Raw genomic sequence first — 23,864 nt, 5'->3', positions numbered from 1 at the left:
TAATAAAGAGGAGTCTTGCGGTTACTGCCAGTTGGCGGCAATCACCGGCGCAAGCGCGGTTGAATAGTTGGAAGGCAAGGTAGTTTGCCCTGCCGTCGGCGGAGAGAAAGAAGCCATCGCACTTACCAGGTTTTGCACCTGGCTGGCCAACAACGTCTTGCTTCCGTCAGTGGTCTTGAACTCCTCCACCCTGTATTGCGCGCCCAGGTACCAGTTCGAAATGATGAATTTGTCACCTGTCCCTACGATGCTGGCCTCCAGGTCGTTGTTGACCTGGCGGAACCAGATCTGGTCGGCGGCCACTGAAGGCATGAACTTCACAACGTCATTGTTACCCGCAGTGCTGTCGTTCTCCTGGATGGTGTCGGTATTCCCTCCTCTGCCCAGCAGATAGGTATCGTTACCGCCTCCTCCAGCCAGCACATTATTGGCGCTGTTGCCGGTCAGAACATTGTTCAATGCGTTGCCGGTGCCATTGATCGCCGACGTACCGGTCAAAACCAGGTTTTCCAGATTGACACCCAGCGTGTAGTTGAAGTTTGCGTTGACGGTATCTGTGCCTTCGTTTGCCACTTCCACCACCGTATCCGAAGTGTCGACGATATAGGTATCGTTACCTGCACCACCCATCAGCGTGTCTGCCCCAGCGCCGCCGTCCAGCGTGTTCGCACCGGCGTTGCCGGTCAGCACGTTGTTCAAGGCATTGCCCGTACCGTTGATGGCCGCGCTGCCGGTCAGCGTCAGGTTCTCCTGGTTCGTGCCCAGCACATAGTTGACAGAGGCATTGACGGTGTCTACACCGCCCGAGTCCGATACCACCGTCTGCGCCACCACGTTGGCCACCCAGTAGGTATACGGGACCATCACCGATACCCACTCAGGTGTGTACATCGGGTTCCCATATTCGTCATAGCCCTGAGCTGAGAGATAAACCACGCTACCTTCGTTGTAGTAGTAGTACCGGTAGTAGCCCTGGTCGGTGTAAGCCGTCGCGTAGTGCCCCTGGTCCACATAGGTCGTCGTGCTGGTGGTCTCCACCACGCTGTCGCCGGCGTTGTCCACCACATAGATGTCGTCGCCTGCGCCGCCGTTGAGCACGTCCGCACCCGTTCCGCCGTCCAGCAGGTCGTTGCCTGTGCCTGCGTTGAGTGTGTCGTTGCCGTCCAGCCCGTACATCAGGTCTCGTCCCGCCGTTCCGGTCAGTGTTTCTGCAGAAGCGGTACCGTTGATCACGTTGGCAATATCAAGCGAGAACCCTGCCAGCACAAAAGCCCCGGCAGCATCGGTCGCCTTGATCGAAAGGCTCACAATGCCGGATGCCGTGTCGGGTGGGGTTCCGGACAGTGTGCGCGTTGACGAATTGAAGGTCAGCCATGAAGGCAAGGCAGCCCCACCGGCCAGCGTTGCACTCAGAACCAAACTGTCACCGACATCCACATCACCAAACGTACCAACAGGCAATACGTAACTGAATGCCTGGGTTTCGTTGGCTTGCTGATTCTGCAATGGTGCCAAGACCGTGGGTGCATCATTGGTATTGGTGACCGTCACGTTGAAAACGCTGCCGATCGCGGCTCCAGCCGTATCGGTTGCAGTTACCTTGAGCGCCAGGGCACCGACGTCGGCATTCAGTGGCGTGCCGCTGAACGTACGGGTTGTCGCATTGAACGACAGCCATGCAGGCAACGCGGCGCCAGTGGCCAGGCTGGCGCTGAAAGTGAGCACATCGCCTGCGTCCACATCACCAAAAGCACCCGCTGGCACCACGTAGCTGAATGCCTGGTCTTCGTTCACCTGCTGGTTCTGCAAGGCGGTGAGAACCGTTGGCGAATCGTTGGTGTTGGCAATCGTCACATTGAAAGCGCTGCTGACTGCAGCCCCCGCCGAGTCTGTCGCGGTGACCTTGAGCGCCAGGACACCCACATCGGCATTCAGCGGCGTTCCGCTGAACGTGCGGGTTGCCGCATTGAATGTCAGCCATGAAGGCAACACAGCGCCATTGGCCAGGCTGGCGTTATACGTGAGGGTATCGCCCAGGTCCACATCGCCAAACGTACCCATTGGCACGACATAACTGAAAGCCTGGTCTTCGTTCACCTGCTGGTTCTGCAGGGAAGCTATAACAGTCGGCGCATCATTGGTATTGGTCACCGTCACGTTGAAAGTACCACTGACAGTCGCTCCTTGCGTGTCGGTCGCTGTTACCTTCAAGGCCAGCAGGCCCACGTTGGCGTTCAGGGGCGTTCCGCTGAAGGTGCGGGTCGCGGCATTAAAGCTCAGCCAGCCCGGCAGCGCACTGCCATCGGCCAGGCGGGCGCTGTAGCTCAGCACATCGCCTGCGTCCAGGTCTGCAAAGGTACCGGCCGGCAGCGTGTAGCTCCACACGGCGTCTTCCGCCGTGCTCTGGTCGGCCGGCGCGGCAAACGTCGGTGCCCGGTTGCTCATCAGCAGCAGGTCGCTGGCTGTCCAGACTGTTCCGTCGGCAAACTCAACACGTTCAATCCGTTTGCCGCTGGCCACGTCCCAGTCAATCAGCACCTGGTCTGAGGCGCTCAAGCTCAGCACCATCTGGGTGGCCGTTCGGCTCACCGCCACATCGCTGGCAGCAATCCCTGCCTGCATGACAAGTGTGTCCACGTTGTTGGCGGTGGTGTCAGTGTCGGAGACCGTATCCCGGCCATAGCCGCGGGCATAGATATAGCGGTCGTTACCTTGCCCACCGATCAACAGGTCGTCACCGGCGCCGCCGTCGAGCGCGTCGGCCCCAGCGCCACCGTCCAGCGTGTTGGTGCCGGTGTTACCGGTCAGCACGTTGTTCAGGGCATTGCCCGTACCGTTGATGGCCGCGCTGCCGGTCAGCGTCAGGTTCTCCTGGTTCGTGCCCAGCACATAGCTGATGGAAGCGTTCACGGTATCTACACCGCCCGAGTCCGACACTACCGTCTGTGCCACCACGTTGGGCACCCAGTAGGTATACGGGACCATCACGGATACCCATTCGGGTACATACATTGGTTGCCCATACTCGTTATAGGCCTGAGCGGGAACGTAAATCACGCTACTTTCGTCGATGTAGTAGTACCGGTAGTAGCCCTGGTCGGTGTAAGCCGTCGCGTAGTGCCCCTGGTCCACATAGGTCGTCGTGCTGGTGGTCTCCACCACGCTGTCGCCGGCGTTGTCCACCACATAGATGTCGTCGCCCGCGCCGCCGTTGAGCACGTCCGCCCCCGCTCCACCGTCCAGCAGGTCGTTGCCTGTGCCTGCGTTCAGCGTGTCGTTGCCGTCCAGTCCGTACATCAGGTCTCGTGCCGCCGTTCCCGTCAGTGTTTCTGCAGAAGCAGTACCGTTGATCACGTTGGTGATGTCCAGCGACAGGTTCGCCAGAACAAATGCACCGGCGCTGTCGGTTGCCTTGATCGCAAGACCAAGGACACCCGCAGCAGTGTCTGGCGGTGTTCCGGAAAGGGTGCGGGTCGCCGAATTGAATGTCAGCCACGACGGCAGAGCGGACCCATTGGCCAGTACTGCACTCAGCACCAGGGTATCGCCTACATCCATGTCGGTAAAGATATTGGCCGGCACCACGTAACTAAAGGCCTGTGTTTCAGTTGCCAATTGGCCTGGCAGAAGAACAAGCACAGTCGGCGCATCATTGGTATTGATCACCGTCACATTGAAGGTGCCGCTGACAGTCGCTCCCTGCGTATCGACCACCGTCACCTTCAAGGCCAGCAGGCCTACATTGGCATTCAGGGGCGTTCCACTGAAGGTGCGGGTCGCGGCATTAAAGCTCAGCCAGCTCGGCAGCGCACTGCCATCGGCCAGGCGGGCGCTGTAGCTCAGCACATCGCCTGCGTCCAGGTCTGCAAAGGTACCGGCCGGCAGCGTGTAGCTCCATACGGCGTCTTCCGCTGTGCTCTGGTTGGCCGGTGCGGCAAACGTCGGCGCACGGTTGCTCATCAGCAGCAGGTCGCTGGCCGTCCAGACTGTTCCGTCGGCAAACTCAACACGTTCAATCCGTTTGCCGCTGGCCACGTCCCAGTCAATCAGCACCTGGTCTGAGGCGCTCAAGCTCAGCACCATCTGGGTGGCCGTGCGGGTCACCGTCACATCGCCGGCGACGATCCCCGCTTGCATGACCAGCGTGTCCACGTTGTTGGCAGTGGTGTCGGTGTCCGAGACCGTGTCCCGGCCGTAACCGCGGGCGTAGATGTAGCGGTCGTTGTTCAGACCGCCCACCAACAAATCGTCGCCAGCGCCGCCGTCCAGCGTGTCGGCACCGGCGCCGCCGTCCAGCGTGTTGTTTGCAACATTGCCGGTCAACACGTTGTTCAAGGCATTGCCCGTGCCGTTAATGGCCGCGCTGCCGGTCAGCGTCAGGTTCTCCTGGTTCGTGCCCAGCACATAGCTGATGGAAGCGTTCACGGTATCTACACCGCCCGAGTCTGACACTACCGTCTGCGCCACCACGTTGGGCACCCAGTAGGTTTGTGGAACCATCACTGATACCCACTCAGGGGTGTAAAGCGGATGCCCATACTCGTCATAGTTTTGGTTTGAGGTGTAATAAGGAACCCCACTTTCGTCGAGGCCAACGTAGTACCGGTAGTACCCTTGGTCAACGTAAGTCGTCGCGTAGTACCCCTGGTCCACATAGGTCGTCGTGCTGGTGGTCTCCACCACGCTGTCGCCGGCGTTGTCCACCACATAGATGTCGTCGCCCGCGCCGCCGTTGAGCACGTCCGCCCCCGCTCCACCGTCCAGCAGGTCGTTGCCTGTGCCTGCGTTGAGCGTGTCGTTGCCGTCCAGCCCGTACATCAGGTCTCGCCCCGTCGTGCCCGTCAGTGTCTCAGCGGCAGACGTGCCGGCCATCATGTTGCCGATATCGAGCGAGAAACCGGTCAGTACATATGCACCAGAGTTGTCAGTAGCCCTCACTGAAATCTTCACCGTCTCATCTGCATTGGCGGGCGGGGTTCCAGAAAAAGTACGGGTCGCTGCGTCGAAGGTCAGCCACGACGGCAGGGGTGCGCCATTTGATCGCGTCGCCTCCAGCGTCAGGGCATCCCCCACATCAACGTCCGCGAAAGTGTTGCTCGGCAACACGTACACAAACGGCTGGTTTTTGCCTACCTGCTGGTTAACCAGCGCTGCGGCTGTCGGGGCGTCATTGATGTTGGTTACCAGGAACTGCACCAGCGTGCTACTGACCGCACCGTAAGAGTCCTTGGCGTACAAGCGAACTTCAAACGCGGCAACGTCTCCATTCTGCGGAAGTCCGCTGAACTTTCCGCTGACCGGGTCAAGGGTCAACCAGGAAGGCAGCGCATCTCCATTGCCAAGCTTCGCCCAATACGTCAGTGACGGAGAACTGGTCGTAAACCAGGTACCCGGCGAGGTATCTTCAAACAGCAGGTCTTCTGTCGCTATCCGGAAATATCCAGGTGCCGCAGAAAGCGGAGCTGGGTTAGGCACGACTCTGGACATGACCGCGGCCTGGTCCCAGTTTGTTCCATCTGCAAACCGCACAGACTCCACACCAATACCGCCGCCAGCCACGCGCTGGATGGCCAGGCGGTTGGTGCCATCGACCAGGTTCAGATACACGTAATTTGCATCTGCGCTTACCCAGACGTCGCCAACAGCGACACCGGCCATGAATTGAACCCTGTCAGTGCCAGCCCCGGCTTCTGCACTTTCAACCAGCGTGTCGTGACCGCTGCCAAAGCCAAACAGATAGACATCGTCACCCGCGCCGCCCGACAAAATGTTGTCAGCACTGTTGCCGGAAAGCACGTTGGCCAGGCTGTTACCTGTGGCGTTCACAGCCAGAGGGCCTGTCAGCGTCAGGTTTTCGAGGTTGTCACCAAGCGTCCAGTTTCCAGAAGAAAAGACCGTGTCCAGCCCTTCATTGGCTCTTTCGACCACCACGTCCAGCGCATCAACCACATAGCGGTCATCACCCAGACCGCCAATCAGGCGATCGGCGCCTGCCTGTCCGTCCAGCAAGTCGTTGCCCGCATCACCCCAGATGTATTCGCTGTATGCCGACCCATTGAGCACGTCGTCAGCGGCCGTTCCCTGGATCATTGAGGCTACGGTCATCAAGGTGGACGTCGAAACACCCGCCAGATCGGTCGCGGTAACCCGCAGCTGCAGCGGTGCAGAGATTTGCTCCGCTGTGGGGTTCGCAGAAAGTGTGCGCGTCGCGCTGTCATACGTCAGCCAGGCAGGCAAAGGGGAGCCGTCTGCCACAGACACGCTCAGCCGCAAAACGTCCCCGAGATCCTGGTCTGCAAAAAGATTCTGCGGCATGACAAAGCTGTTGGCCACCCCGGCCGTCATGCCAATGGTGGGCACCGGCCCGGTCAGATAAGGCGCATCGTTGATGCCTGCAACCACGATCTTGAAACGGGTGTCTGCCGTGGCATTCGCTTCATCCGCGGCGGTTAGTTTGATCTCAAGGGTACCAACATGGCCCCCACCCGGGGTGCCATAAAAACGCATCGCCTGCGCATCAAAATGCAGCCAATCCGGCAAAGGTGAACCATTTGCCAGCGTGGCACTGAAGTGGAGCTGGTCACCCGTGTCCTTATCTATGAAGAAGTTGGGCGCTATATCAAGGGTAAACAACTGGTCTTCATCGGCAAACTGGATGGGAACATTTCCGTACTCCACCGGCGCCTGGTTGAACTGCGCGACGCTCAAGGTCATCACACCTGCGCTGACCGCGTTACCCGCGTCCGTACCAATTACCTTGATCGTCCATTCCCCGGCTTGCCCCTCTGTGGGGGAGCCGCTCAATGTGCGTGTTGCCGCGTCAAAGTGCAACCAGGCGGGGAGCGGCTGGCCGCTGGCCAGCGTTACCGCGTAGTGCGCACCCGCACCCAGATTTGTAAACAGTGCTTCCGGCAACACATAGCGGTAAGACTGCCCGGTCAGGACCTTCTGGTCACGCAAAGCACCGCTGAACTCCGGCGACCCGGCACGCATGGCTGCCGCCTGCTGCTGTTGCTGCTGTTGCGCCAACGCCTGCACGTCGGTTACTGCAACCACTTGCGCCTCTTGCTGCGATTGCGTCGGCGTATTGGCGACAGGAATTTGCGAAAGATCTTCAATATCAAGCTGCACGTCGCCTGCCTGCAACATGCGCCCGTCTGTCATTTCGGCCCGGGTATAGCCCCGTACCAGCACGTCTTCGCCATACCGGCGATTCAAGACATTGGCATTCAGGTGAAGTGCTTTTAATCCGGCCTCAGCCAGCGTCTGCAACTCTCCCGCATCGCTTACCCCGTTGCCGTTCAGGTCGCGCCAAAGCTTGAACTCAGACCACTTGGCATCCGAGCTGTCAAATTTCCCATCCTGGTTGGTATCAAATTCAGGCCGCGCCAGACTCTGAAGATCGGTGCGTGCCGGGTCTTGGGGGTTGACATGCGACCAGAATTCAACTTCGTCGGCCTGGTTGATCTGATTGTCGTGGTTATGGTCCCATGCCAGGATGCCTTCGTTGGCACCAATCCATGCGACTTTCTGCGCAACGCCATCGCCGTCCCGGTCGACGCTCACGTGGCTTTCATCAATATCCAGGAACTCCAGCCCGTCTCCACCCAAGTCAATCACCACCGGGTCATAGCCCTGGATGAAGAAATTCACTGAACGAAAATTAAACCCTCCCTGCGAATCGGTGATGCGGAAGGTTGCAGAATCATTGGCGCTCTGCCCCACCCGAAACATGGGAAAGCCAAAGTAATTCGCAGGAGCCGCAACCTCCCTCCATCCACCCTCGGTCAACGTGATGACTTCGCCGTTCTCTCCGATGTATGTATCGAAAACATAGGCACCAGTCACCCCTTGCCGCACCGGCGCCCACAAGGGATTTCGCTCAATCGATACCGTCGAATTCGAACCGTCTTCCACGTCGTAGGTGTCAAGACGGTAGTATTGATTCCATCCCCCCGCGCTCAAGACGGCTGGCGTGCCAAGTACAACAACGTTGGCTGTAGGCAAATCATTCACCGCAACCACATTGCCGTAAGCTTTTTGGGTCGCTTGCCCGCCGTGCCCATCACCCACCGTAAAGTCAAAAGTGATGGCACCGTTGTAGTTCAGCGGAGCCAAAATGCCGACGCGGTTATTGGCCGCATCGTTAACGATATTGACGAATCGACCGTCCAGGGTGCGCCCATTGATGGCGCCCAGGATGCTCAGCACGTCACCTTCCGCGTCGCTGGCGCCAGACAGCAGGCTGCTGTATGAGATATAGCTCCACGCCTGCAGGCCCGGGTCGTTATAACCTCCGTCTTCCAGCATCTGGAAGCCCACCGCGTTCACAATGGGTGCGTCATTCAGCGCCTGGATACCAATGTCCAGACGTTCGTATGCGCTGTAAACGCCGTTTGAATCCTGTACCCGCACATCAAACTGGCGCGTGCCATTGGCATTCGCCTTGGCCTTGAACACAATCTCTTGCGTCTGCGCATCAAAGCGGATGGTGTCGCCGCTGTTGATGGCCACCAGATTGGCGGTGTCCACCGTAATCGCGTCGCCATCCACGTCCACAAACATCTGCTTGAGCGCTGAGAGGGAGATGCGAAGTTCCTGGTCTTCCTGGCCGGTCTTTGCCAGATGGCTGCCCGCCACAAAAACCGGCGCATCGTTGACGTTGTTAAAGCTCATCGTCACGACGGCAACGGACTCATTGCCCTGCGCATCTTGCACCACATAGTCAAAATGCGCGGCGCCCGTGAAGTTGGCGCCCGGCGTGAAGGTGAAGGTGTCTCCGCTTCTTTCAAGCGTTCCGCCCACTGCATTGCGGGCTTCCACCAGGCTGATGCCGGCCGCGCCGTCTTCAGGGTCAAGCACCCCTGCGAGCAGCTGGCTGACAGTGATGTTGAGCGGCGTTTCTTCCGTGCCCTGGAAGGCCCGGTTGAACAGGGTTGGCGCATCGTTGACGGCTGCGATATTGACTTTGGCCACGGCTTGCGACAAACCCCCCGCGCCGTCGCTGACGGTATAGCGGAAGCTGGCTTCACCCGAATAATTGGAAGCGGGCGTGAACACAATGTGCCCGCCTTCCAGCGCCACCGTTCCGTTGACGGCCTGGTCGACAGCCACCACCATCAGGCGCTGCTGTTCACCGCGCTGGATATCCGCATCTTCTTCATTGGCCAGCAGCAAGTCGGGGTCGATGACGAGTTTTTCGTCTTCGTTGCTGGTAATGACCTCACCGAAAGCGCGAGGCCCGTCATTGACGGCGCCGACTTCCACCTCGGCCTTACCGGTGGTCGATAGCCCGGTGTCGTCCGTGACCGTGTATTCAAACGTGGCTGTGCCGTTGAAGTTCTCATCGGGTACAAAAATGATCTGGCCCGTGCCATCCACAAAGGCCTGACCGTGAACGGCATTGCCCACTGCCGTGATATGCAGCGGCGCAGCGCCGGCCTGGGCGTTGAAGTCAGGGTCAAAGTCGTTGGCCAACAGCAAGGCCGCGTCAATGCGCAGGTTGGTGTCTTCCTTGGCGTTGCGAATCACTTCGCTGACCACCGTTGGCGCATCGTTCACCGCCGTCAGCTTGATCTTGATGACCGCCACGGCGCTGGCGCCGCGCGAGTCCTGCACGATGTATTCAATGGTGTCGGTCACGCCATACAAGTCTGTAGGCGGCTTGTAACTGATCTGGCCGTTGGCCAGCAGCTCGGCGCGGCCCATGCCCACGCGGCCTATGCCGATGATGGTGAGCGTGTCGCCTTCCAGATCGGTATCGTTGGCCAGCAAGGTGGCCGCGTCCAGCAGCAGCGGCACATCTTCCTGGGCCTGGATGGTTTCACCCAGCAGCGTCGGCGCGTCATTGACTTCCACCAAATTGAAGTTGATGCGCCGCTCCATCACCTGGCCCTGGCCGTCCATCACGGCGTAGCTGAAGCCGGCCTCAGTGCCAAAGTAATTGGCATCGGCAATAAAGCGGATGCGCCCGGTGACGTCATCAACCTCGACATAACCATGACGCACTTCGCGCACACCCAGCAGGCGCACCGTGGTGTAAGGCGTGGCGCCGGCAATCAGCGTGCGGGCTTCCTGCTCCAGCTGTTCATAGCCGAAGGCGAACTGCTCGTCTTCCTTACCGGCCACGACGGCCGTTCCCAGGGATGACGTGGGCGAAGCAGTCGTGTAAACCTGTATCGTCTGTGCCGGCGCGCCGGGCGTGGCGGCATTGCTGGCAATCACCGCCTGCTGCGTCACCAGGCCGCCCAGCTGCGCGCCCTTGACCACGTAGTCCAGCGTGTAGACATCGGAAGGCAGCACCCACTGCTGCGGGTTGGGCGGTGCCGGTGGGCCTGCCGTGGCCGTGTCGCTGGTGACCTCACCGGTCGTCACGTGGTGGCTCAAGGCCCACTGGTCATCAAAAACAGGCGTGTCTGTGCTGGGGCCGGCCCAAACAGGCGGGCTCAGGTGCACCGTGCCAAACACGTCGGCGCCGCCCACGGTCGATGCCGCGTGGAAGCTGAAGCGCATCTGTTCCAGTCGATGGCGGACGTTCTCATCCACCCAGACATCGCTGTCACCAATGTAAATCGCCATGCCGCTGGCGCCGATGTTCTCTCCGCCCACGCGCAGGCTTTTGACCACATTGATGAAGTCAGCCGACTGCGTGTTGAGGCCGTAGCGCAAGGCCAAGGTTTCGAGCTCCGCACGTCGGGCCGTGGTGATGTTCGCGTTCTGCAACTCCAGCAGCACGCTCATGTCTTGCACCAGCGTGATGTAGTTTTCACGCAGGCCGTTTTCGTGCAGGATGCTGACGTTTTGTGTGGCCTGGTCTACCACCACCGCAATGCCTTCGGTCTGGGCCTGCAGGCCGACCTCGCTGGCTTGGGCGTCAGTGCCATCAGCCAGGCGCAGCTTGAAGGTCGTCAGGTCAATCGACTGCACAGCGCTGCCAGCCAGCGCATCCATGGCCGCCTGCCCTGCCGCATCAAGCCGCGCGCGCAACGCCGCCATGTCTACACCGGGGTGGCGCATCTGCAGGTCATAGGTTTCCATACTGCCGGCACTGCCGTCGCCGTTCAGGTCTATCCACAAACGCAGCAGCTTGTACACCGGGTCCGACGCGTCGATCTTGCCGTCGTTGTTGCTGTCGTAATACTTCAAGCTGGCCAAGCCGCGCTGGTCAAACGGCGTGCTCACGCCGTTGAACAGTTCGCTGGCCGTGTCGATCAGGCCATTGCCGTCGCGGTCTATGCCCAGCATGGCTTCCGTTGGTGCGATCCATTCAGTCGCCTCACGAAAACCATCGTTGTCCGCGTCAAACCGGGCCACACCATCATTTAGCAGACTGTCGTAGTCCTGCTTGACGACGGCGGGCAGTGCCGTCTTGGTAACGCCATCACCACCCAGGTCAACCGCAATGACTTTGAGCCACTGACGTGAGGCGTTCTCAATAGCGGCTGCGCGCAATGCCGGGTCAACGATGCTGGCATCAACTATGTGCGCCGCTAGCTGCGAATCGCCAGGGTTTTGCGCTTCAAAGGTGTTCAACGCTGCATTGGCTGCAGCCAGTCCTGCTTCGGCCGCACTAACTGCGCTGGCCATACTAGCCGTGCCGTGCTCCACATTTCCCGTAACCTCACCTACGGCCACCCAACTGCCAAGAACAAGGTTGGACTGCTTGGCACTTTCAAGCGTGGCATTGGCATTAGAGAGCGCTTGCTGCAAGGTATGCCGCTGCTGCTCAATAGGACTCATGGCCGAAAGCCATTGACCTTCGGTTTTCCAGTTGGCCTCATCAACGCCAAACTTGGCTATTAAATGAGTGACCTGCCATTGACTAACTATGGCTTCCGGGAAAACCAGAGCCTCCGCATAGTGTTTGACAATGTCTTGCCTTGCGATGCCGTTGTAGATACTTCCACCCGTCTGGGGATGCGTTTGTTCCAGCAGGAAGAAGAAATTGCTAATGCCGTTGTCCGTTTTACTAGGCCAGCTTTGTATTGACACTTTTGGCATGCGACTTGCGACAAGCGTCAGGGCAAGATCGGAGTCAGTATTGCCGTTGTTAGCTTCAGCCACTTGCTGATTAAGTTTTTCCAGCAATGCGTCCATCTTGGCGGCAAGAATTTCGGCGCCACCATTGCCAGCATTCAGAATTTCATATCCCAGATTGCCATCGGCGAGACGCTTGAAAACAGCCTGCCCAAAAGGCGGCGGTGGAGGCGCTTCTTCTTCATCTGCAAAGAGGCCATCGATGATGATCACGGCCGCAATCCAGATGACCAGGGTGGTTGCATCCATTGGAATGAATGCCCCCGCACCGCCAGCACTTACAGTCGCACCACCACCAGCGATGGCACCACCGGTGATCGTGGTTGTCGAACCGGCCAGAAACGCCGCACCATTAATGGCATTGGCGGCAGCAAACGCGGCTGACCCGTAATGACCGCTATCGATCATGTCACCCAGGTTCGCCAGATTGGCAATGCTTAGAACTGCGCCAATCGAGTTAAGAACGCCAAGAGAGGAAGTATCAAGGAAACCTTCGGGGGCTCCTGTGATCCGCATGACCAAATCATTGGAATTCTTGAGTAGACCGACCGCACTACCGATTTGGGTAAGCGCGTTATCAGATTTCAGGCCCTGCAAGGCTCCGAGAATCCCCACAACCTCCGTTGCCCCACCTAGAAAGCTGTCTAGTTGCCCAGGGGCAGCCAGAGAGTCGCTTCGTGAGAAAGCGAGCGCCATCTTTCCACCGGCAAGCAACATGCCAACCTTGTCTTTGGCACGGGCAGCATTAAGAAAGTCCGCCGCGCCACCGTACATGCTGTCGGTGATTCTTTGTCTTTTAATACTGTCGTCAAGATTGTTCCATCCATCCCCAGCCCTGACGAGAATCGTGTCTCTCGTTTCAGCACCTGGGCCCGTACCCACTGTTGAACGCAGGATCACCTCACCGGTCAAGTGGTTCGTGATCTCGTCGAGGAAACTCTGACCATCTGGATCATCGAAAAACCGACGTCGCGCAGTTGAAATAACTCCAGATTCATTCTGAGTGGTTATCCGCTGGCTACCATCAGAATTCAAAGTGGTAACTATTCTTAACTGCTCAGTTCCGTTTGCTCCATATATCGATAAATCACTGAGTTTTAACAATCCCGAGCTGCCGGAGATCACTACTAGATTTTCACGACGCACTATCTCATTTGGTACCGGTCCATAGATGACTGTGTCCGTGGTAACAACGGTATTTGTCTCTGAGTTAACAAATTGCGACTCAAATTGACGAGTTGCCGACGAAACCATCTGTCCACCAGAAAATGCCTGCACCGACTCACTCTTGATTCCATTCGTATCACCTGTGGCAACGTACACTCGCCGCAGCTGATTGGTAATTGCATCGCGCTCAGTCACACTCCATGTAAAACTAACGATTTGATCTGTGCCATTGAGAACAGGGGTGAAATTTTCCGTATAGGAAATTCCAGTCTTGGAATCTACGTATGTAGTGGAGGCAGGTACCGCAGTCGTAGACGGGTCTAGGACCCAATGCGAAACAGGAACCACGTAATTGGGCACCACAGCCTCGTACCCTATTTCGGCTCCCAACCCCGCTGCTACATACTTTGGTGGCGCTGTGACATTACCTCGCGCGTCGCGCCAATATTTCCCATCGAACCTAGGCCCCATTAAAAGATTTAGCGGCCCAACCCCTTGGCGCAAATCCCTCTCAAATCCCGGTGCACCTACCGATTTACCGTCAGTTCCCAACGGAAGAGTCCGAGGTACATCGAGGAAAGTCAGGATATTGCCCGCAAAGGTATTGGAGTTGTTATAGACTGGGTTGTATTCCAGGCGCGCATCTTCAATTTGCTGGGCCACCTTGAGAGCGCTTTTCACTTTTCCAGCTAACTGGGCATCATCACCTGTCCATAGAATGCGCTGCTCATGCTGCTCACCGCCCTGAGGCCAATCGGCTGGGGGGACGACAATCTGACTTCGGCCCTGCGAGTCGGGCACCACAACCATCCCTGCTTTAAGCTGTTCCTGAGGGATAAAGCCTATTCCTTGAACATTCACAAGCGTTTTGTTAGCGGCCTGCCCGTCAATCAGGTATGCCTCAAAGTTCACATGAATAGCGCCATACAAATTCAAACCGGATCCACCAGACGTAGCTGGCAGGATTGCAGCTGCGCTTGCATTTGCAGAAGGACCTGCCCGTAGAACGTACTGGTCCCCGTTTTCTTTCGTAAATAGGAGGTATGCATGGCGCTGACCAAGTGCTACAGGGGACGTTCTGATCTCAATAGAAGCTGGCATATAAGTCTTCCCTAATTTATGAATGTTTGTAATACGGGGTCGCGACGATTAGAAGTAATCGCTGTTCCTTATCAAGCTCAGCATCTATCGTGATGCTCTGAAAATTTCTAGACGGAAGCCAATTGGGAGTTGTGGCACACCGCACACGAAACTCCTTGATGTCCTCGATTCGTTTGGCTGATTCGGACAACGTAACTCCATCCGGAAGAATCAGCTTGACGTATGGTTCTACAGGACTACAAGACACTCCGCTCCTAGCAAGTCGCTCAGCGATAGTTCCCCAGGAGGTTCCAACGGGAAATTCAGAGACCAAAGTTTTCTGAATCTTCTCAATACTCGAGAAAGAGTCAAACGGAATTGGGGTTTCCTTCTTTTTCGCGTTGGCCATGGCTTGCCCTTCCTCTAAATTCAAGATCGTGCCGACAACTATCACTAGGAAAATTGCTAGCCACCAAAAAAATCTGCTTCTTTTTGATTTCATACAACGCCTAAATAAAGAACTATCTTGCGCCCAACTAAGAGTGCAACCTCATATCGATTTGGTGTGCATACGCGCACTGCAACGAAATCCATGAGTGCTCATCTCTCTCTCAAACTCTCACTACCAGCCCGCTGAATCGGGCTCAACAAATACTCAATCACTCGCCGCTGCCCGGTCTTGATCTCTGCAGTCAGGTTCATGCCGGGTACGAGCTGGATCATCTTTCCGTCTACGTCGATCTGCTTGGTCTTTAGGGCCAGCGTGACCGGGAAAATCGCGCCACGCTTTTCGTCGTTAACGGCATCGGCTGTGACGCGGTCTACGCTGGCCTGCACGGTGCCATAGCGGGTGTAGGGAAAGGTTTCGAGCTTGATCTCGGCGCCGTTGCCTACGTTGACGAAGCCGATGTCTTTGTTTTCCAGCGTGACTTCTGCCGTGACCTGCGCACCCTCCGGCACGATGATCATCAGAGCTTGCGCTTCGGTGACGACGCCGCCTGTGGTGTGGATGGCAAGTTGCTGCACCACGCCGGCGACGGGCGCTTTCAGTGTGGTGAGGTTTTCGCGTTGGGTGGCTTTGGCTTGTTCTTGCGTGGCTTGCTGGCGTTTGAGGTCGGCCTGGGCTTCGCGCTCATACAGCGTGCGGCGCACTTCGGCCAAATAGGCGGCGCGGCTGTTCTCGCTTTCGCGCAGGGTGGCCTGGGTTTGCAGCAGGTTGGCGCGCTGGGTGGCCAGGTCGCGCTCCAGCTCTACGCGTTCGCGGGTTTTGTCTTGGGTGGCGTGGCCGGAGATATAGCCCTGATCTACCAGCTTTTTGAAGTCTGTCTCGCGCGCTTGGGCCATGGGCACGGTGGTTTCGAGTTTGGAAACCACGGCGCGCGCCGTGACGATTTCTGCCTGACGGCGACCGATTTCTGCTGACAGTTTGGCGAGCTTGGCCGTCACGTCGCCCCACTCGCCTTGCAGCTGCGCCTGTGCGGCGGCAGTCTCGGCTGCAGACCATTCTTTGGGGAATTCAGGCATGTATTTGACCGGCAACCCAATGCTGGCGGGCGCAAGCTGCTGCAGATTTTGTAGCGCCTGCTGGATGGCGCGGGCGCGCAGCACTTCCGAAAGGGCTGATTTTTGCTGGTCGTGCGCTGTGGTTTTGTCGGCGCTCGCGGCGGTTGGGTCAAGCTCTACCAAAGGCTGGCCAGCCACCACATGGTCACCGTCATTAACCAGCACGCGCTTGACCACGCTGCGTTCCAGCGGCTGGATGAGCTTGGTGCGCTCGCTCACCACCACGCGCCCGGGCGCCACGGCCACGATGTCGATCTTGCCGAAGATGGACCAGACCAGCGCTATCACAAACAACCCCATGATGAGATAGGCCAGACGCCGCGGTGCGGGGTGCACGGGCGTGTCTTGCAGGCTGAGTGCGGCGGGCAAAAAGGCGGCCTCGTCGCTCAAGCGGCGCGGGCCGGCGAGTTCGTCGCGATGCGCCCAGGCGGCGCCAAAGATCGCGCGGTAGCGGGCCAGCAGTTCGATGACCGGATGGCGGGGCTTGGCGGGTACGGCGGCTTCCTGGGGGACTTCGGCCGGTGCTTCACCTTTGGCAGTTATGTCTTCCACGTCAGGCGCTGGTTGCTTCATCTGATGCTTCTCTCGCCCGTCAGCGGCAGCGGCTTCGGCCGGTGAGGAGCCCACGGCTACCGGTTTTTGATCTTCAGGACCGGTGCTCATGCCGAGGCCCCTTCCATCGGTTGTTTGCCGTCCTGCATGCGCCACAGGTGCGCATACAGGCCTTGCGGTTTCTGGATCAGTGCGTCGTGCGGGCCGGCTTCAACGATCTTGCCTTTGTCCATCACGATGATGCGGTGCGCGTGGCGCACGGCGCTCAGGCGGTGGGCAATGATGAGCACGGTGCGGCCTTTGCAGATGTGGGCCATGTTGCGCTGGATGATGGCTTCGCTTTCGTAGTCGAGCGCGCTGGTGGCTTCGTCAAAAATCAGGATGCGCGGGTTGGTGAACAGCGCACGCGCAATGGCGATGCGCTGACGCTGGCCGCCGCTGAGTGAGCTGCCCTGCTCGCCCACATGCGTGTCATAGCCTTCGGGCAGCTCGCTGATGAATTCATGCGCGCCGGCCAGCTGCGCGACGCGCACCACAGCCTCAATCGGCGCGGCTGGGTCGGTGATGGCGATGTTCTCGCGCACGCTGCGGTTAAACAGCAGGTTTTCCTGCAGCACGACGCCGACCTGGCGACGCAGCTGCGCGGCGTCGATCAGGCTGATGTCGATGCCGTCAACCAGCAGGCGGCCGCCTTCGGGTGAATACAGGCGCTGCACCAGCTTGGTCAGCGTGCTTTTGCCGGAGCCGGAGCGGCCGACGATGCCGATGATCTCGCCGGGTTTCACATCCAGGCTGATGCCGTGGAGCACGGGTGGCGCTTCGGGCCGGTAGCGGAACACCACACCGTCGAGCGTGATGCGGCCCTTGATGGGCGGCAGCTGCGCGGCGCTGGTGGGCGGCACTTCGGTGCGGGTGTTGAGGATGTCGCCCAGGCGCGCGACAGAAATACCGGTTTGCTGGAAGTCCGTCCACAACTGGGCCATGCGCATGATGGGCTGGGCCACGCGCTGGGCAAACATGTTGAAGGCAACAAACTGGCCGACGGTGAGTTCGTTGTTCATCACCAGGTGCGCGCCGTACCACAGCGTGGCCGCGTTCACGAGCTTGCCGATCAGGTTGATGCCTTCATGCGCCCAGGTGGCGAGGTTCTGCGTCTTGAAGCTGGCGCTGACATACGCGGCGAGCTGGTTGTCCCAGCGTTTGCCAAAGCTGGGCTCAAGTGCGCTGGCTTTGACGGTCTGTATGCCGGTGATGGTTTCGACCAGCATGGACTGGTTCTCGGCGCCACGCGCAAACTTCACATCCAGCCGCTGGCGCAGGATGGGTACCACGGCCAGGCTCAGGCCAAAGTACAGCGGCAGGCTGACCATGACGATCAGGGTCAGCGGCACGCTGTAGAACAGCATGACGGCGATGAAGATGACCGAGAACAGCACGTCGAGCACCACGGTGAGCGCGTTGCCGGTCAGAAAGCTGCGAATGTTCTCCAACTCGCGCACACGTGCCACCGAGTCGCCCACGCGCCGGGCCTGGAAGTAGGCTAGCGGCAGCTGCACCAGGTGGCGGAAGAGCCGCGCGCCCAGCTCCACGTCAATGCGGCTGGTGGTGTGGCTGAAGACGTAGGCACGCAGGCCGTTGAGGATGCTTTCAAACAGCACGACCACCACGAGGCCGATGACCAGCACGTCGAGCGTGGTGAGGCCGCGGTGTACCAGCACCTTGTCCATCACAACCTGGAAGAACAGCGGGCTGACCAAAGCGAACAGCTGCAGCATGAAGGAAATCAGCAGCACCTCGCCCAACAACTTGCGGTATTTGACAAGGCTGGGCACAAACCAGGAAAAGTCGAACTTGGCGAGCTCACCCGCCAGCGCGGCATGGCTGGTGATGAGGATCAGCTCGCCGGTCCACTGGCTTGCGAAGACTTCTACCGATTCGATCGTTGGCCTGTTCGAAGGTGTGGCCGGGTCCTGAAACAGCACACGCTGGCCATCGCACTGCGCCAGGATGACCGTACGGACTTGCTTGCCAGCGGCACCGGTGCTGCTTGCTGCGTCGTCTGCGGGCTTCAGGAAAGCGAGGGCCGGCAGCGGAACCAGCTTCAGGCGGTCGGGTTTGGATTTGGAGAGCTTGGCTTTGAGCCCGAGGTGTTTGGCCGCACGCAGCAATATGCTGGCGTCAACATCATCGCTCGGGGAAACGCCCAGTTGATGGGCAAGGGTATGGGGGTCTGCGGCAACCTGGTGAAAGCGGGCCACCAGGCACAAGGCAGCCAGCGCGTTGATCGGGGGTGCTGGTTCGTCAGCCCCCGGCGCCGCTGACAGTGTGGGCGGGGACTCTTGGGCTACTGCGCTCGCAGCTGTCAATTGAAGCCCCGGTCACAGCGAAGGAATCGCTGTGAACGCACAGGTGCCATCGCACATGTGGCTGGCGCAAATCTTCCGCAGTAAGCTTTTTTGTATGGCATGTCTCAAGGCGCCCTTACGGGGCCCCTCCCTGTTATTTGTTCCAAACTGTATCGCAATACACAGAGCTTGCAGCAGCCAGTTACGTTATTTTCAATACCAATTTGGGTACTAATTACTTAGTCATTTCCAAACTACGGAAATAGATATTGCTTTTGAACTTGGTGCCGTCACTACTTAGCTGGCTAAGAATTTTTTTCGCCCGTCCCCCCTCCTTTTGCAGACCCCGTTGAGGTCAACAAACAAGACCTGGCAAGTTGGGTAGTGAATGCGCTGAATGTTTGTTACGCACTTCCCAAGATTCTTTTGACCCTGCCGCTTGTAACGCCATTTATTAGCGTGCATTCTTGAGCTGCGTTGGGATTGTTCCTTCCGTTCAGGAGTCCGTCATGTACACCTTGCGTCAGTGGCTCTGCATCGTCCTTTCAAGCGCGTTCATGTCTGCGTTAGTGCCCGGCATGCCGTGGCTGGCCACCGCGCACGCGGCCACTGTGCAACCGCCGGCGGCACAGGCCATGATGGATGCACTGACCCGCGCCACGACAGCAGTGGTCGGCGTCAAGGTCACGGCGATGGAAGATGCGCGTTCGGCCGAAACGCTGGGCTTGCGCCGTGCCGGCTCGGGTGTGCAGATCAGCCAGGACGGGCTGATCCTCACCATCGGCTACCTGATGCTGGAGGCCGAACACATTGAGATCGTGACGCAAGACAACCGCACGTTGCCGGCGCGCGCCGTCGCCTATGACCTGGCTACCGGCTTCGGGCTGTTGCGCCCGCTGCTGCCGCTGCGTGGAGTGGGCGTAGCGGCCCTGGGAAATGGCAAAGACCTGCAGCCCGGCGAACCTTTGATGGCCGTCACCGGCCCGCAAGCAGATGACGACGGCGACGTGAGCATGACCCGGCTGGTCAGCCGGCGCGCATTTTCCGGCAGCTGGGAATACCACATCGAATCGGCGCTGTTCACCAGCCCACCCATCATGGCCAGTGGCGGCAACCACAGTGGCGCCCCGCTCTTCAACCAGAAAGGTGAGTTGATGGGCATAGGCTCGTTGCTGGTGTCCGATGCAACCGGCGAAAACCGCCGCCTGCCGGGCAACATGTTTGTGCCGGTCGATTTGCTGCGCCCCATCCTCGCGGAGCTGCAGCGTTCAGGCGCCAGCACGAAAAGCCGCAGGCCGTGGCTGGGCATCACCTCCAATGACCAGGGCGGGCGCATACAGATTCTGCGGGTCAGCAAGGAGAGCCCCGCGGATCTGGCCGGGCTGGAGGCGGGCAACGTGGTACTGGCAGTAGACGACGCCAAGGTTGCCACGCTCGAGGCTTTTTATAAAAAGCTGTGGGACCGACCCGCGCCCGACGCAGAAGTCAGGCTGACGGTGCTGCAAGGTGCGGAAGTCAAAACCATTGTGCTCAAGGCCCAGGACAGGATGCTGACGCTCAAGAAGCCCGCCGGCATCTAATTTTTGCAACAAAATAGGCTGTAGCCCAGATAAGACGGGCGCAAGCAGCTATTGATTTAATAGCACTACAGGGCTACGCCAATTGGCACCCTGGCACCACAAGCCAGGAATGGGCACAAGCAGCGCAGCGTTCAAAAACGGTAGGCGACCTCGGTCCACATACGCGTTGAATCTGTCGTCCTGACCAGCTCGGGTGTCGGCCCCAGGGGCGAGGCCAGATAGGCACGGGCCCGCCACTGGTTGAGCCCGGTCCAGTCAAGGCCGACCCCCGCTCCGCTGAGCGTTGCGCTGTTCGCACCTGTCACCCACGGCCGTTGATTGACCTTCAGGTAGGCACCGTCCCAGAACGCCACCGCCTGGAGCTTGCCGCCGACAACCTGCCCCAGGTCGTAGCGCAGCTCAACGCTTGTGCGGTAACCCGTATCACCCGACAGCGCACCCACATCGTAGGCGCGCACCGAGTAGGGTCCGCCCACGGACATTTTTTGCGACGAATCGAGGTTGGTGTTGGCCCACTGGCCTGCCCATGAAAAATGCAGCGTGCTGTTTTGCCCCAGGCGCTGCAGGCGGGAAAAGCCCAGATTGGCCTTTGAAAACCAGCCCTGCGTTCGTGCGCTGGCCGCATCGTCCAGCTGCGCCTCCGCGGCGTCGAAAACCACCCTGCCCCGGGTCCATCCCAGGCTCCAGGTGTTGATGCCGCCGGACAGCAAGGTGTCCCGCCAGTCCCCGGTCAGGCTCGACGTCCAGGAGTCGAGATGCCGGTCTGTTTTTATTCCCGCTACGTCGACACGCTCGCGCAACTGCACCGTGTCGTACTGAACCTGTCCGTAGAGGTTGACCGTCTGGCTTCGCACCAGCGGATGCTTGCCCCAGAGGCTGCCGGTCTCGGCGGAACCGTGCGCGCCGAGTATTTCAAGAGACCCGCCAACTTTGTAGTCCAGCAAGGAATAGGCGGCTCCTGCGCGGGTGCCCTGGCCGTTCAGCAATGATTCGTAGCCCACCCGTCCGTAGTTCAGCCCCTTCCCGGAATTCAGGCCGCTCAGGCTCAGGACATCGCCATGCTTCAAGGGGTTGTTGACGTACACCGTACCGCCCAGGCGGGCTCTTCCCGTATAGCTGTTGCCGTAGTCGTCTACAACCAGGCTTCCTGAAACCGCCGGGCCGGGCGTGGTATCGATACTCAGATCGGAGGTGCCCATCCCGTCGCCGGGTCTTAAGGTTGCCTGCACCACCACGCTGGGTATGTCCGACAGCAACAGCAGGGACTTGTCCAGCAAGGCCTGGTCGACTGGTTGCCCGTTTTTCAGCGGCGCTACCGTCGCCTGCAGCAGCAGGTCGTTCACGCGCGTCTGGTTGTTGACACCGACCTTGCCGTAACGCGCCTCGATCACCAGAAAGCGAACAACGCCCGACTGGATCACCTGCGCAGGCACCACGGCCCGGGCAAAGGTCTGGCCCCTGCTGTGGTAGTACTGGCTTATGCGCCCCGCCATTTCGTCGAGCTGGTCAAGCGTCAGGCTTTTGCCTTCAGCATCGGCCACCAGTGCATGCAACGTGGCTGTCTCGAACAGGGTGTTGCCGATGATGTTGATTGATTTGACATCCACCGTCACGGCGGGACGCGCGGTTGGCGGCGGGACATTCCCCTCGTTGCTGAGGGGTGGCCTTTCTCCGCGGGGCGATGGGACGGCTTGCTGGGACGGCTGGACCTGCTGGAGGATGGTGCCGATATCAACCGGCATTGGGTCAGCCGCCTGGGCCGCGAACAGAGGCGCGGCTGCCAACAGCAGTACAGCCTGCTTACCGGATACGTTGCATTTCATGAGAAAACTTTTGTGGGTGGCCGTACTTACTTTTGAGCGGCCAGCACACCGTTTTGCAGCTGCACGCCGCCGTCAACGATGTGCAGGCGCGGATCTTTTCTTACTGTGGCAGCCACATCCTGCAACACCTCGACGGCCCCGCCGGAAACCACCAGCTCGCCTCCACCAGAGGCATCGGAGCTTGCGCTGCGGGTAACCCGCAGGACGGGCGATACCTCGACGAGACCTGACTTGGAACGTGTTCCATCCACGGCCTGTTGCATGGCGGCGTCGGCACCATCATCGGCGCCCCCCCTCCCAAGCGTTCCCGCCCGTGCGGGCACAGCTGTGACAGGCAAGGGAGTGATGGATGCCGTCAGCCCGGTCGGTTGCACCACCGTGTAGTTGGCCGCGTCAACCCCGCCCAGGGTATAGCCGGTCACGGTCACGGGCTTTGCGTTGCCCACATTCGCGTTGGCAAAAGCACCGCTGCCGCCGCTGACGCTAACCACGTCACCGACCAGGGCGGCTACGGCGGCGGTACCGCCCAAGGTGGCCGCAGTCGTTCCGTCAAAAACCTTGTTCTGCGCATTCACACCGGTGACAGCCAGGCTGGCCGGGGTGATGTTTGCCGTGACACCTGCAGGTTGCACCACGGTGTAATTGCCGGCGTCGGCTCCGCCCAGCGTATAGCCGGTCACCGTCACGACCTTGCCGTTGCCCGCGTTTTTGTTGGCAAAGGTGCCGCTGCCGGTGCCGCCCACAGTCACCACATCACCGCCCAAAGCCGTGACCCCCGCCGTTCCGTTAAGCGTGGCGGTAGTGGTGGTGTCGTAGACCTTGTTGTTGGCCCCGACGCCTGTAACAGCCAGGCTGGCCGGCGTGATGTTGGCTGCGAGGCCGGTGGGTTGCACCACGGTGTAGTTGCCGGCGTCGGCTCCGCCCAAGGTGTAGCCGGTCACGGTCACGACCTTGCCGTTGCCCACATTCTTGTCAGCAAAAGTGCCGCTACCGCCACTCACACTCACCACGTCACCACCCAAAGCAGCCACAGCGGCTGCGCCATTGAGGGTGGCGGCAGTACCCGCGTCATACACCTTGCTGTTTGCCCCCACGCCCGTAACCGCCAGGCTGGCCGGTGTGATGTTGGCAGTCACTGCCGTAGGCTGCACCACGGTGTAGTTGCTGGCGTCGGCACCGCCCAGTGTGTAGCCGGTAACCGTCACAGCTTTACCATTGCCCACGTTTTTGTTATTGAAATTGCCGCTGCCGGTGCCGCCCACCGTCACGGTATCGCCGCCCAGAGCTGTGACAGCCGCCGTTCCGTTGAGCGTCGCTGTGGTCGTCGTGTCATACACCTTGTTGTTGGCGCCCACACCTGTGACTACCAGGCTGGCTGGCGTGATGTTGGCCGTGACAGCTGTGGGCTGCACCACGGTGTAGTTGCCGGCGTCGACGCCGCCCAGTGTGTAGCCGGTGACGGTGACGGCCTTTCCGTTACCCACGTTTTTGTTGGCAAAGGTGCCGCTGCCGGTGCCGCCCACCGTCACGGTATCGCCGCCCAGGGCTGTGACAGCCGCCGTTCCGTTGAGCGTCGCTGTGGTCGTCGTGTCATACACCTTGTTGTTGGCGCCCACACCTGTGACTACCAGGCTGGCTGGCGTGATGTTGGCCGTGACAGCTGTGGGCTGCACCACGGTGTAGTTACCGGCGTCTGCTCCGCTCAGCGTATAGCCGGT

General features: G+C 59.5%; 7 protein-coding genes. 2 read left to right on the top strand and 5 right to left on the bottom strand.

The window, feature by feature from the left end; genetic code table 11:
• Positions 1-21: 21 nt before the first annotated feature.
• On the bottom strand, positions 22-12,000 hold the full coding sequence (locus tag AC1D1J_RS11900; RefSeq protein ID WP_477694802.1) for a putative Ig domain-containing protein: 11,979 nt from the start codon (positions 11,998-12,000) through the stop codon (positions 22-24).
• 63 nt (positions 12,001-12,063) lie between these two features.
• On the opposite strand from AC1D1J_RS11900, the gene AC1D1J_RS11895 reads away from it, so the two are divergent.
• The gene (locus AC1D1J_RS11895; RefSeq protein WP_477694801.1) at positions 12,064-12,420 is read left to right on the top strand and encodes a hypothetical protein; all 357 of its coding nucleotides are present in this window, start codon (positions 12,064-12,066) and stop codon (positions 12,418-12,420) included.
• A gap of 2,463 nt (positions 12,421-14,883) precedes the next feature.
• Here the strand turns inward: AC1D1J_RS11895 and AC1D1J_RS11890 are convergent.
• Both AC1D1J_RS11890 and AC1D1J_RS11885 read right to left on the bottom strand, forming a co-directional pair.
• Positions 14,884-16,509, bottom strand: a complete 1,626-nt coding sequence (locus tag AC1D1J_RS11890) for an HlyD family type I secretion periplasmic adaptor subunit (RefSeq protein WP_477694800.1) — start codon at positions 16,507-16,509, stop codon at positions 14,884-14,886.
• Positions 16,506-18,722 carry a type I secretion system permease/ATPase gene (locus AC1D1J_RS11885; RefSeq protein WP_477695076.1) on the bottom strand — a complete coding sequence of 739 codons (2,217 nt, stop codon included), beginning with the start codon at positions 18,720-18,722 and terminating at the stop codon, positions 16,506-16,508. The genes AC1D1J_RS11890 and AC1D1J_RS11885 overlap by 4 nt, the downstream gene beginning before the upstream one ends.
• Before the next feature lie 530 nt (positions 18,723-19,252).
• Here AC1D1J_RS11885 and AC1D1J_RS11880 point away from each other — a divergent pair.
• Positions 19,253-20,323, top strand: a complete 1,071-nt coding sequence (locus AC1D1J_RS11880) for a S1C family serine protease (RefSeq protein ID WP_477694799.1) — start codon at positions 19,253-19,255, stop codon at positions 20,321-20,323.
• Positions 20,324-20,454: 131 nt separating this feature from the next.
• On the opposite strand, the gene AC1D1J_RS11875 is transcribed toward AC1D1J_RS11880, so the two are convergent.
• Together AC1D1J_RS11875 and AC1D1J_RS11870 are read right to left on the bottom strand one after the other, a co-directional pair.
• Complete coding sequence (locus tag AC1D1J_RS11875; protein WP_477694798.1) at positions 20,455-22,146, bottom strand: ShlB/FhaC/HecB family hemolysin secretion/activation protein; 1,692 nt, start codon at positions 22,144-22,146, stop codon at positions 20,455-20,457.
• A gap of 26 nt (positions 22,147-22,172) precedes the next feature.
• A partial coding sequence (locus AC1D1J_RS11870; RefSeq protein ID WP_477694797.1) for a YDG domain-containing protein occupies positions 22,173-23,864 on the bottom strand: 1,692 nt, incomplete at its 5' end.

Source organism: Polaromonas sp. P1_F8 (assembly GCF_056405635.1).
This window is presented reverse-complemented; position numbering and strand designations above follow the sequence as displayed.